This window comes from Shewanella sp. BF02_Schw (genome assembly GCF_014596695.2).
Lineage (GTDB): Bacteria > Pseudomonadota > Gammaproteobacteria > Enterobacterales > Shewanellaceae > Shewanella.
Genome location: NZ_JABKAW020000002.1, coordinates 600,451 through 612,358, shown reverse-complemented (window position 1 = coordinate 612,358; position 11,908 = coordinate 600,451). Strand labels below are relative to the sequence as shown.

At 39.1% G+C, this 11,908-nt stretch carries 11 protein-coding genes; 10 read left to right on the top strand and 1 reads right to left on the bottom strand.

What is annotated here, in order from left to right:
- Positions 1 to 395: 395 nt before the first annotated feature.
- The 3 genes from HNW13_RS11090 (at position 396) to HNW13_RS11080 (ending at position 3,677) form a co-directional block, all read left to right on the top strand.
- On the top strand, positions 396 to 839 hold the full coding sequence (locus tag HNW13_RS11090; RefSeq protein ID WP_157822782.1) for a DUF2057 family protein: 444 nt from the start codon (positions 396 to 398) through the stop codon (positions 837 to 839).
- A gap of 856 nt (positions 840 to 1,695) precedes the next feature.
- On the top strand, positions 1,696 to 3,285 hold the full coding sequence (locus tag HNW13_RS11085; RefSeq protein WP_192115441.1) for a S41 family peptidase: 1,590 nt from the start codon (positions 1,696 to 1,698) through the stop codon (positions 3,283 to 3,285).
- Positions 3,285 to 3,677 carry a hypothetical protein gene (locus tag HNW13_RS11080; RefSeq protein WP_192115442.1) on the top strand — a complete coding sequence of 131 codons (393 nt, stop codon included), beginning with the start codon at positions 3,285 to 3,287 and terminating at the stop codon, positions 3,675 to 3,677. Before HNW13_RS11085 ends, HNW13_RS11080 begins: the two co-directional genes overlap by 1 nt.
- A 343-nt stretch (positions 3,678 to 4,020) precedes the next feature.
- Here the strand turns inward: HNW13_RS11080 and HNW13_RS11075 are convergent, their stop codons facing one another.
- Positions 4,021 to 5,460: an OmpA family protein gene (locus tag HNW13_RS11075; protein ID WP_192115443.1), complete on the bottom strand. Its 1,440-nt coding sequence runs from the start codon at positions 5,458 to 5,460 to the stop codon at positions 4,021 to 4,023.
- Positions 5,461 to 5,736: 276 nt separating this feature from the next.
- On the opposite strand from HNW13_RS11075, the gene HNW13_RS11070 reads away from it, so the two are divergent.
- From HNW13_RS11070 to HNW13_RS11040, 7 genes are all read left to right on the top strand, one after another.
- A complete protein-coding gene (locus tag HNW13_RS11070; RefSeq protein ID WP_192115444.1) occupies positions 5,737 to 6,201 on the top strand; it encodes a hypothetical protein in 465 nt (154 codons plus the stop codon).
- Between the two features lie 66 nt (positions 6,202 to 6,267).
- Positions 6,268 to 7,695 carry an IS4 family transposase gene (locus HNW13_RS11065; RefSeq protein WP_192114076.1) on the top strand — a complete coding sequence of 476 codons (1,428 nt, stop codon included), beginning with the start codon at positions 6,268 to 6,270 and terminating at the stop codon, positions 7,693 to 7,695.
- Positions 7,692 to 7,961: a hypothetical protein gene (locus tag HNW13_RS11060; RefSeq protein WP_192115445.1), complete on the top strand. Its 270-nt coding sequence runs from the start codon at positions 7,692 to 7,694 to the stop codon at positions 7,959 to 7,961. The genes HNW13_RS11065 and HNW13_RS11060 overlap by 4 nt, the downstream gene beginning before the upstream one ends.
- Positions 7,962 to 8,047: 86 nt before the next feature.
- Positions 8,048 to 8,551, top strand: a complete 504-nt coding sequence (locus HNW13_RS11055; RefSeq protein ID WP_101086143.1) for a hypothetical protein — start codon at positions 8,048 to 8,050, stop codon at positions 8,549 to 8,551.
- Between the two features lie 157 nt (positions 8,552 to 8,708).
- A complete protein-coding gene (locus HNW13_RS11050; protein ID WP_192115446.1) occupies positions 8,709 to 9,947 on the top strand; it encodes a hypothetical protein in 1,239 nt (412 codons plus the stop codon).
- 72 nt (positions 9,948 to 10,019) lie between these two features.
- Positions 10,020 to 11,333 (top strand): hypothetical protein, encoded by a 1,314-nt coding sequence (locus HNW13_RS11045; RefSeq protein WP_192115447.1) that lies wholly within the window; start codon positions 10,020 to 10,022, stop codon positions 11,331 to 11,333.
- 44 nt (positions 11,334 to 11,377) lie between these two features.
- Positions 11,378 to 11,884, top strand: a complete 507-nt coding sequence (locus HNW13_RS11040) for a hypothetical protein (protein ID WP_182743568.1) — start codon at positions 11,378 to 11,380, stop codon at positions 11,882 to 11,884.
- Positions 11,885 to 11,908: the final 24 nt, after the last annotated feature.

Sequence of the window (11,908 nt, the reverse complement as noted above, 5' to 3'; positions counted from 1 at the left end):
GAAACACCGCGCTTCATTTTTATCGGCTGTAAATGTAGGGGGAAAACGCAATCTAGCTAAAACGATAGAATGATGACTTATCTAAGGATGAATGGCTGAATATTGAACGATTATTCAGCTATTCAATAGCTTGAGTTTCTGTCGAATGACAGGGTGTTTAATGATCTGTCATTGGCGTGTGTTAATTCATTTCGGGGCTATGCATTATAAAGCCGATTACATTTATAAAATGCTAACTATCAATAATACAATAAGATAAAGCTTAACGAGTGACACTAATTTGTATTAAGTCATCTTTAATATAAAAAGTTGAAATTTATTTGTATATATCGAGGTCTTTTACATTAATACCAACATACTTAATCGTTAAGTATGAAATATGGATGAATATTATTATGACGACTTCATTTTCTGTAAAAATGTTACTCACCTCAACCACCGTAGGCTTAACGCTATTATTTGGCATGCCAGCTCAAGCATCGAGTATTACAGTACCGGACTCAATGATAGTTGAAACCGTGAATGGTCAGAACGTCAGTATAAAAAATACGATTGGACTTAGCCGCGGGCAACAATTGGTTGAAATTAACTATCGCGACTTATTTCAAGATAATGCTGATGATTCAGGCCATTGGGTACGTTCTGAATCCTTGTACCTCACATTAGAAGTTGCTGAAAATCAACGTTATGAGCTTGCTACACCTGATATTTATAGTGCAGAAGCTGCTCGTGATTTTTTAGATAACCCACAAGTCACGCTGAGTATTAATGGTCAACAACACAAAAGTGTCGCATTATTGACTCAGTCGCAGTTATTAACTCAATTAGTGTTGAGGTAAGTTTAAAAGTGGTTAGCAAGTCTTATCATCAGAAGCGGCTTGCTAAAAATTATTTTAAGACACTGCTACTCTCGTAATACGGATTCTATATCGCCGATTCTATAACTCGTTATTGTGTAAATATTAATTCAAGTAATAATATTTCTAATTGTTAGTTTATTTGTTAATTTATTTGTTTTTTTTGATAACTTCAGCTCAGTAATTTTATTGAGTTGATATTATTGAGTTGATATTATTGAGTTGATATTATTGAGTTGGTATTGTCGATTAATGTTGTCGATTAATGTTGTTTGGATTATTTTGTTAATGATATCTATAGGTTAATTTATAGTTTTTGTCGTGTTTTTAGATATTTATTGAAAATAGTAGATTCAGTTTCATCATTAATGTGTATTTAGTTTCCTCCATTCAAATATTCAACACGCCAACTAGCTTTTATACTATGTTGTCGAACATATTTGCCATTTTTCTGGGGTATTGAGTTGTAGAATACAGCTGCCCAACGCTTATTGCTCATGAGTGTTTGCTTTAAATAATAGATACCGAGTCAATGACTTTTATCAATGGATTATATCGTAAACTATTGATAAATATGGGCTATTATGGCATCTAAAAATGGAGTTTATTTTTTTGTGTTCATCCTACGATGAACACAACTTACCAAAGCAGTCCTTAAACAATATCGTTGGTAAGCAAAGCATTGGTTCTTGTAAGATGAACTCGCGGCGCGATAATCAATTCATTTATTGATCATTCTCTGTATTTTAGTAAATCATTTGCGTTAATATACTGTTGCATTCTAGAGCAGTTATTTGTAATACAAATGGCTAACATAAAGTAAAATAAAGGAATATTAATGCAGTTACTTTTTAGGAAAGCTATCACTCCGTTATTGGTTACCGCCAGTTTAACCGTTGCAGGTTGCAGTGGTGGGGGAAGCGAGTCAGCCAGTAATAATGTCACACCTCCGGTGACAGACAGCAGTAGCATCACTTGGACCAAAGGCCAGTTTACTCCATACGCGGATGTCGCATTACAGTGCAAGGCCGATCAAACTGGATCTGAACTCACCGAAAAGCTTTGGCTTCGCTCATGGAGTAACGACACTTACCTTTGGTATGATGAAATTTTCGATCGCGATCCAGCTCCTTATACCGTAGCGCAATACTTTGATTTATTAATCACAGATGAACTGTCTGAAACCGGTAATGTAAAAGATAAGTTTCATTTCTCAATGCCGACTGATGAATGGGAGCAATTAAATCAATCTGGCGCATCATTCGGTTACGGATTTAACCTGTCACTTCGCAATGCATCTGCGGGGGTAACTCGTCAGGTCACCATTACTTATAGCGAACCTAATTCACCGGCAGTTGCCGCGAGAATAAATCGCGGCGCTATTATTGTTGCTGTAGATGGCGTCAATGTGGCTAATGCTGACGATAGTGCAAGCATAGATACATTAAATGCAGGGTTGTTCCCAACTCAAAGTGGCAAACAAACGACATTTACCGTGCGAGATCTCAATGCCATTGTCGATCGCAATGTCATATTGTCGGCCACCACAGTTATCTCTACCCCGGTGCAAAATACCCAAGTGATCCAAACCGCAAGCGGCAAGATTGGATACTTACAATTTAATTCTCATATTGCGACTGCAGAGCGAGGGTTGTTTGATGCTATCACCACGTTAAGCGAAGCGGATGTAGAAGATTTAGTCCTAGATTTACGCTACAACGGTGGCGGTTTACTCGCCTTAGCGAGTCAGTTGGGTTACATGATAGCAGGTGATACCGCGACCAATAATCGCATATTTGAACGCACCAGTTTTAATGATAAATATCGAACTATCGATCCCGTAACTAGAGCAATACTCGAACCAACGCCGTTTATTCCGCAAACAATAGGCTTTAATACTGGGTTGCTGCGTGCAGGGATTACACTGCCTTCACTAAACCTCAAGCGGCTTTATGTATTAACAACAGCAGATACATGCTCGGCCAGTGAAGCATTGATGAATAGTCTGCGTGGTATTGATATTGAAGTGATTCAAATTGGTGGCACAACGTGCGGAAAGCCTTATGGATTTTACCCAACACCAAACTGCGGTACCACTTACTTTAGCATTCAATTTAAAGGCGTAAACGATAAAGGTTTTGGTGATTATTCAGATGGTTTTGTACCCACTACAAGTCCAACACTCGACAGTGAAATTGAAGGTTGTGCGCTAAGCGATGATTTAAACCATGCGCTTGGTGATACCAATGAGCGACTCTTAAGCGCCGCATTGTATTACCGTGATAATAACCAGTGTCCAGAGCTGACGTCATCAGCGGCTAAAGTGTCAGCGGCTCCAACAATGATGGATAAGGGCTTTATGTTGAAAGATGACCGTCACTCAACATTGCTTAAAAATAATCGGATAATGTCGACAGGAGCCATGTAATGTCCCGTTTACCTTCTGGTTTACTTATTGCTGTAGTGATGTTTTCCACGGCTTTTATGGGGTGTGGCACTTCAACGGCCGGAAACGATAGAGCGGTTCCTGCGCTAATCACGTCGCCAAATAGTGCCAGTGTGGATGAACTACAAGCGGCTATTGCCAGTTTGTTGAATACAGACCATGTGATGATTGCTCAAAGCGCGTTTGCAGACACCAGCGTCTTGTCTATTGAACCTGCAATGCACAAAGACACTAATGGTCGTTTATTAATGGGGCGCTCTACCGAGATGCCAGAGAGTGTGCAATTGCTTATTCAAGGCGATACATGCTTGCTTGAGCACGCCAAAAGCGGCCAACGTAAAATATTGCAAATAACCACCTGCCGAGCCGAGTAACACTGGCTAACTTATGGCGTAGTTACCTGTTAATTCAGGCTTGGACTCATTAGTACCAATGACGAAATATTGTCATTGGTACTAATGGGATATTGCTGGTTTATTACCGGAGTTTTATTGTCAATCTGATGGATATTATTGTGATTAACGCTTCAGCGTTAATCACAATAATGAGTTAAGAGTTAAGGATTGAGTTAAGAACTAAATTCAGGGCTAAATACAGACTACGTATTAACCTTGAGTCTGGTAAGTAAAACATTCTTAGTGAATAGAAAGGTAGTCTAGGCTGCCTTTCTATGATTACTTCTCCAGTGAGATAATTATCTATTATCTGTAGCAGAGGTTATTTATTATCTGAACGTATCACTAACTCAACGCGGCGGTTTTGTTTCTGGCCCGCTTCATCAAGATTATTGGCAATAGGCGAGTACTCACCAACCCCTTTGGCTTCAACTTGTTGTGCAGAAATAGAGAACTGTTTAATCAATCGGGTTTTAATTGCAGTCGCGCGTTTTTCTGACAAGGTTTGGTTATAAGCTTGCGAGCCCTGGTCGTCTGAGTGTCCTACCACATAAAAAAGCTGCTTAGGGTGTGTTTGTAGGTATTGAGCTACCACTTCAACAATCGGATAAGCTTCTGGCAGTAATTCATCGCTATCATATTTAAACAACAAACCGTCTAGTGCCACATGGCCGGTTTTGGCTATCTCGTCGGTTAAGCCCTGCAAATCAATTCCCACACGATTATTGTTTAATGTGGTTTCTTCAATGATTCGGACTTCTGCTGACAATTGGCCTGGAAAACCAATGACGTATACCATAGCGTACACATTACCTTCAGCTCTATCTAACTTGTATAGTCTATAAAATTGGTTTTCGTCAAAGCCAATCGTTGCTAGTAATGCTATCTTAGTTTCTAATGTATCTTCGTTTCCGCACTCCTTCCCTAAACAGGCATAAACCTCTGTAAAACCGAGTTTAGTTAACGCATGTTGATAATTTGCGTCAATCTCAAATTCTGAGTAAGTACGTGGTAATAGGTAAGCAATATCAGTAATTTTTCCTTCCAGTTCTATGGTTTTATAGTTATCACCCACAAGTACTGAGGCTTGGTTAAAACCATGTGTAATATATTTTTGTATATAAGCACCTGGAATTCTGCTTAGCATTGGGTGGTCAGCCGAGTTTTTAGTATCTTTATCGCTATTGTCTTTAACCGTTATTTCACTCACAGCTTGTGATAAATAACTTTGATTAGTGGCCACCAAATCTAATGGCTCAGCGATGACTTCTATAATATCCAATTCTAAATTGGTAGCATTCTGCCAGCTAATCGCATATATCGACACATAAACTTGTTTTTTAGGCAGGGTAATATGTGCTGTTATTAATGATGGCAAGCTACTGGAAATATTTGTCAAAGGCGAGATAAATGAAGATAGCTTACGTTCATCACCACAACTTGCTTGTTCACATTCAAAAATGATCTCGGCATTGAGCGCGTTAAGCTGGTTTTTATAGTTATTGATTAAATGTGCCGGTGTATAAGACGGCGGTAGCTCATAGTTGGTTCTAGTTAGTTTTCCTTTCACTTCTTTTGATTGAATATTTTTATCGTCAATTGCCGTGATCAATTGCACAGGCGTGAAGTGCCTTAATTCATTTTTTGTTTCTTTTACCTCTTTAGGCTCAGAAAATAATTCTTGTAATGTTGCTGAATAGGCATTCATCGCTGGTATCACTGCAATGATAATGGCTAATGACATTAGCGCGGGTTTTAACATATCAACTCCCTGTTGTGTGGTATCCAATATTTTGTGAAATAACATTAAGTGATCATAAGATATTCAAACATCAATAAGGTGTAAAACAATTTGTAATATGATGACTATATACCTATCACTTTTAGTGCCTTTTGTTTTTTGCTCCATCCTTAAGGATGTATTTAAGTGGTGAGTAATATTTTATTAGGAAAAGGTAACAGGTTTATTGGTGAACATTCTGTTGATGGTGATAAAATTTGAGTACATTAATAAGGATATTGCTCACTAATAATCATTATGGCCAAAATAATAGAGTTAGATGATAAATCTTGGTTTTATAACCTGTACATAAAAGGGATGCGTAACTTTAACGCGCAAAGTGACGTGGGTTTATATGTCGCTAATATAGGTTACCCTCTGTCTTTGGGCGTTTCGTTGTTACTGCTTATTTTGATGGTCGGTTTGGCTGTGCTACCTCTTAGTGTTCCTAATACTGAGCTTGCTCGTGCATTAGTATTAATCAACATTGGATTATTACCTGTCTACTTAATAGGACGTTATTGGCTGGTTAGGCGACGTTACGGTATTACCGGGACATTACGTTGCTATGTGAGCCAGCAGCGTATTGCCATTCCTGCGAATGCAATAATGGATAAGCCTGTGGGGCAGTTGGAGTTACAACGCGATGACATTGATCGCATAAAGGTAAAATATAAATCTCAAATGCATCGTTTACATGCTGACTCTTCTACACAAGTATAAAAAATATTGAACTTCTGGGGTGAACTGTGATCAGATCAAGTAACTTCAGTTACTTAGAGAAAAACCATGTCAATATTCAACCCAGAGCAATGGTCATACAATCACTTTAAAAACGGTTTCTTTGGTGACCCGCGTCGCACAGATCGTGTCATCGAAGTCGCTGCAGATATGGCACGTTGTAGTGGTAAGTCTATCGCTTTATCATGTCAAGGTAATGAGGCTAAAGTTGAAGGGGCTTATCGATTGATCCGTAACGACAACATTTCTCCAGAAGTAATTAGAGCTTCTGGTTTTCAACATACTGCAGAGCTTGCCCAGCCCTATGCTGAGATATTAGCCATTGATGACACCACTGCGCTGAGTTACAAACATCAAGTAGCAGAAGAGCTTGGCAAACTGGGGACGACGACAGATAAATCACGTGGTTGGTGGGTTCATTCAACCCTGCTATTAGACAGCTTCACGACTCAGACTATCGGGCTCATTCATCAAGAATACTGGCTTCGTCCTAATAATCCTGAAGATGCTGACGAAAAAGAAAGCGGTAAGTGGTCAGAAGCCTCTTATTTCTGCCGTCAACGCTTGGGAAAGCTCATGTCACGGGTAATTTCAGTGTGTGATAGAGAAGCAGACATACTGAGTTATATTCAAGATAAACAGAAGCATAATGAGCGTTTTGTCGTTCGAGCGAAACATTCTAGAGCGCTGATAGAGACTGACTCTACGTTATTTGAACATCTTGAATCACAAGCCGAACGGGGTGAATACACTATCGATATCGCCCAGAAGGGGACAAAAAATAGTAAAGGGAAGCCTGTAAACCGCGTGGCAAGAAAAGCCAAGCTAACCATTAAAGTGGCACAGGTTACGTTCAAAACGAAAGGTGAGACTAAGCCAGTAAACGTGGTGTACGCTCAAGAAAAAACATCAAAAAGCGTTACTGAGCCGTTGCGCTGGGTGCTATTAACAACAGAGCCAATCGATACGTTAATTCAAGCACTTCATATTATTGATATTTACACCGCAAGATGGCGAATTGAGGATTTTCATAAAGCATGGAAAACGGGTGCAGGAGCTGAGCGCCAAAGAATGACAGAGCCTAAGAACTTAGAAAGAGCGGTTTCAATCTTAGCTTTTATCGGCGTCCGTTTACTGCAACTCAGAGAAGCCATCACCATCCCTTATTATTTACGTAAAAAAGGGCTGGTTGAGGAGGCCAAAGCAGTGGAGGCTCAACGCTGTGACACGGTACTCGAAGAAGATGAATGGAAGGTGCTAATGCGGTTTAATAAGCCTAGAGGGCATAAAGATAAAGGCGCGCCGAGTCTGAAATGGGCGTATCAATCAATCGCAAAGTTGGGTGGTTTCACCGATACCAAACGAACAGGGATCGCAAGCTGGACGGCGGTTTGGGAAGGTTGGAGTACATTACAGTCTCATGTTGTAGGCTACCGAGTCGCGAAAGAAATGATTGCTGATGGCGAGAGCTTATGAAATCTGATCAAGAGACAGGTTTACATGTGCGCAACCATATTACCGCGTGTGATATTGAGCTTAAGAGCGGTGAAGTCATTACCCTTAATGCGATGTATTTTCCGCTTAAACACATTGTTTACATGCTGTGTTTTTTCGACTACCCATTAACAACGCTGCACGGCAATTGGTCATGGGCTTTTTTGCCTAATATTATAGCCGTAATATTCCCTGTTTTAGTCAATGTCGTTGTCACAGGCATATTAGTGAAACACTATTTTTTGTAGTGTATATTCAATTGATTACATACATGATTGATTGTGAGTTTTTAAGCGTTAGTAAAGCAATAACGTAACATTAAAAGGATGTTTTCATGTACAAATTAATCGCTATTATTTTATTACTATTTATCTCGACAGCGTCAATGGGAGCGACTGAAGATGAGCAAGCTCAGTGGATGGAAGCCGCAAAGAAAATTAACTTATCTGAACCGCATTCCTTGTGTAAAAAATCAGTTAATGTCGTAATCAATCAAGATGTAAAGTTATTCAGAACAATATTTGCTGAGATACCAGCAACAGATGAACAAGTAAAAATGCATTTAGCCGACTTACATGATAAATATTATAACAAGTCATATTTGGGTATCGATAATTACCGAATTGATGAAGGACGCGAGTTTGCGTTTGAAGATGCTAAAAACGCTAACAATAATTTAGTTCGTCAATCTGCGCAGATGCGTGGACATGATCTTGAGGTATGGGTGGGATATCGTTTTGATACTGTTTCACCGAAAACCAACAAACCTCGTCAAGCGAGTGGATACTGTAAACTAGCCTATCTACAAAACCAGTGGAAAATTATTTCGTTATTGTAGGCCATTATATGGTACCTGCTTATCCTTTTTGTTCATTACCGGCATGTTAATGACGTAATAGAATTATATGGCTAAAAATAGTCGATAACGAGGCTCTTTATATAGCTGGTAGACACTGACAACAATCTTAAAAATGTAAATTCGATTAAGGAACAGGATGTTTAACAAGTTAACAGGGACGTTATTGATTACCGCGTCATCATTTTCAATCGTGTCAGCCGTTGAAAAAATAAAGTGGATTTTTATATGTTTTAATCTGATTTATGTTGTGTTGGCGGTAAGTGTCTTTTCTTTTTCGGCTGAAACTGTCGGGCGTTTAATGCTCAGTATATTGTTGATCTTGGTAGCGTTTAGTTATCAATGTCGATGGTGTTTTGATGCCTCACGCAATGTGTTAATACAGTTCCATGGTTTCAAGTTAGGGGGGGGATCCATTTATTCCCTTCAACAACAAGATGTTGATTACTCGATAATAAAAAATATTGAGTTAAAAGAAGTGCATAATACTTATAAAGTGATTTTGCATGTTAAAGAGAGTCAACAAGCTCAATTTCCTGAACCGATATCGATATCGTTAAAAGTGAAGCAACATAAGTTGCCCGCATTAGTGCAACAATGTCGAAAAGAGTTAATGTCGCAGGGGATTAATGTTGTCGGTCAATTTGATAGCGTTAGTCGTAAAGATTGGCCAACCTTTAGTTCAGTTCCGCTCGACCTAGATACCGTAAAAGCCTTTATCGGGATTAAGTTATTTAACGACCCGATAAAACTACAATACCCCGTCACACTGTTTATGCTGCCTTTACCTCGGCAATACTTTCATCAAGTCTGGGCTTCAAGTTATATTAGTTTTATGGCTGCCCTGTTTATCCTTTATTCCAGCCATAATATCGTAGCGGCCATAGTGGTTGCCTTATTTGGGGTAGCTGTGTCTGCTGTAAGGCGAAAGCTCATTTGCGATAAGCATTATACACAGGGTATATCGACTCCTAATGAGATTGTTATCAGTGAAAATTCACTTGTTATTTCAAGAGTGTATTTTGAGGACAAGCAAGTTAGACAGATAGAAAAGTCTGCGATTAAATCAATTAATATTGAGTGGAATTGGTATAAAGCTGGCGATGGTGACAGTACCCGGAGGCAATACAGGCGACCTTTTGTATTTAGAGTAAACATTGATGTGAGTAACGGTGAAAGCATTACGTTAGCCGGGCAAACATTTGATAGTAATAAATTTGTTATTGCACTGTCTCAACTCGGCTACAGTGCAACGTTGACGCAAATCCCAAAAATAGCAGCGGTATGGCGTTTTTACATACTCATACCGATGGCTATAGCGCTACTAGGTATGACAGGCTTTGGCTTGTACTCGCTATATATTCGTTATTTGGTTTAAAAGTAAAAGCATTAACGTTGTCATAACACGACAGAGTTAGTGTTAAATACATGACTTAAGGATGAGCTAAAAATGAAAACGATAGGATTACTGGCATTGTGCGGCTTAAGCACAGCCAATGTATATGCAAGTTGTAATATTGATGTTGAAGTACAAGGTGAGCTCGACCCTTCATTGCAGTACCAATTGACTTACTATAATACTCTGCATTCACGTAAGACGATGGATTTAAACAACCTTACCGCGTTTACAAAAAACAATATTGAATTGCCTGGCTGTCCTCAAAAGCATAAAGCCGATATGACTTTGACTTATACCAAAGAGGGCACCAGTTATATTGTGTTTGAAAGTCATTTGTTTCCTAATCAATCCAGTATTTATTTTAGTCACAGCAATACATTAGCGTTTAGAAGTTGTGCTGGTTGCGACTTGCAACAATACACCTATGTCGCGAAAGAGATCCAACAGCAAGGGATGGATAAAGAGTTGAACGCTTTGGTTGTGCAGCAGGCTGACTATCTTGATTATCTTCGCTATGCCGATGTTAGAGCTGTTTTTGGTGAAAGGTCAAAGGCGATTGTTAATGCTGCTATTGAGGCAGGATATATCACTCCACCCAATATTGGTGCTATTAATGAAAAGCCACCTCATACCCGCGATGTGATTAAACAATGGCTGGCAATATTGGCACCGCAAAAAAGTTTTAAAAATATTTTAGGGGCGAAAACCCGCCAGCAGGACGCTTTTGCTGACTATGAGGCAATGACAGATAAAATTTCACTGACTAACCCAACGTTTTTCGATCAACTGACAAATCTCACCAAAGGGTTCAAGGATAAAACGATATTTACAGGGGAAGTGCAGTCGTTAATCGCCCCGTTTTTGTCGACCACCGATGCGGATATAAAAAAACTTGTCAGCATGATTAATGAGTCATTAAGCCAAGCATTATCGTTACCTGAGCAGGTAAACAACGTAGTGATATCAAAAGGCGATATTAACAACCCTAAGCCTGACGATTCCGCTAGGTTGATGGCAAATTGGTTTAGATTGTTGCACACCATTGAGTCTGGCACGCCTGAGCAATTAGCCATGTTTTCAGCTCAGTTTAGAGCCGGTGTGATGACAGATATTTTGAATCGTGATGACTCAAAGCAAAAAATACTTTCAGCAGCGATAAAAAAGTACAGTAAAGCAATACGTTATTCACCGTCAAAAAGTAGCGACAAAGATGTAGCCGCTTACAATATGCTATTAGATGAATTTAAAGGGAAAGTTGAAGTTAACGGAAAACGTTTAATGTTAAAAGACGCTGACAGTGCTCAACAACTGGAGTGGGTTTACGAAAATAACAGCTGGAAACTGGATACCGTTTTAATTAAATAATTCAGACTGGTGAAAAGTGTAACTATTAAATCAATTAGGGATAAATGATGATGTTCATTAAATGGGTAAAAAGTCGCTGTTATCAATTTTCAACTATTGCATGTAGCTCAATGCTGGTATTTTCCGTATCAGCCAGCGAGGCCAGTTTACCTAAAGAGGTCAGTGAGTTAAAGCCGCGTTGTGATCAAGTAATGCGGGATATTCGTGATGAAAAAATAGATGAAATTATCAAAGGGTATCACCCTATGATGCAACAATGGCAGGATGGAAAAAGAGCTCGGAAGTTGATTGAGCTTAGTTTAGGCGGTTATAAAAGAGCTTCCGGTGGAGGAGAGCTAATAGATTTTATGATGTTTGATCCAGAATCGTCAGGCTTTATGGAGCCGAGTGCAAACTTAAAAGGAAATTACCCCAATACCACACGTGTTATAACAATTAACTACAGTTATAATTTTATAAAGCCAAATGGGCAAAGTCGTACAGGTGGCACAAGATGCATACTATTTGAAGATGATGGCCAATGGTATTTTTATGATGATTTACCCTTTTAGTATTGCTTTATAAATTACCACTTG

Bases quoted from the DNA above. Each gene is read 5' to 3' on its own strand.
- HNW13_RS11090 (WP_157822782.1), top strand. From the start codon at position 396: ATGACGACTTCATTTTCTGTAAAAATGTTACTCACCTCAACCACCGTA.
- HNW13_RS11085 (WP_192115441.1), top strand. From the start codon at position 1,696: ATGCAGTTACTTTTTAGGAAAGCTATCACTCCGTTATTGGTTACCGCC.
- HNW13_RS11080 (WP_192115442.1), top strand. From the start codon at position 3,285: ATGTCCCGTTTACCTTCTGGTTTACTTATTGCTGTAGTGATGTTTTCC.
- HNW13_RS11075 (WP_192115443.1), bottom strand. From the start codon at position 5,460: ATGTTAAAACCCGCGCTAATGTCATTAGCCATTATCATTGCAGTGATA.
- HNW13_RS11070 (WP_192115444.1), top strand. From the start codon at position 5,737: ATGGCCAAAATAATAGAGTTAGATGATAAATCTTGGTTTTATAACCTG.
- HNW13_RS11065 (WP_192114076.1), top strand. From the start codon at position 6,268: ATGTCAATATTCAACCCAGAGCAATGGTCATACAATCACTTTAAAAAC.
- HNW13_RS11060 (WP_192115445.1), top strand. From the start codon at position 7,692: ATGAAATCTGATCAAGAGACAGGTTTACATGTGCGCAACCATATTACC.
- HNW13_RS11055 (WP_101086143.1), top strand. From the start codon at position 8,048: ATGTACAAATTAATCGCTATTATTTTATTACTATTTATCTCGACAGCG.
- HNW13_RS11050 (WP_192115446.1), top strand. From the start codon at position 8,709: ATGTTTAACAAGTTAACAGGGACGTTATTGATTACCGCGTCATCATTT.
- HNW13_RS11045 (WP_192115447.1), top strand. From the start codon at position 10,020: ATGAAAACGATAGGATTACTGGCATTGTGCGGCTTAAGCACAGCCAAT.
- HNW13_RS11040 (WP_182743568.1), top strand. From the start codon at position 11,378: ATGATGATGTTCATTAAATGGGTAAAAAGTCGCTGTTATCAATTTTCA.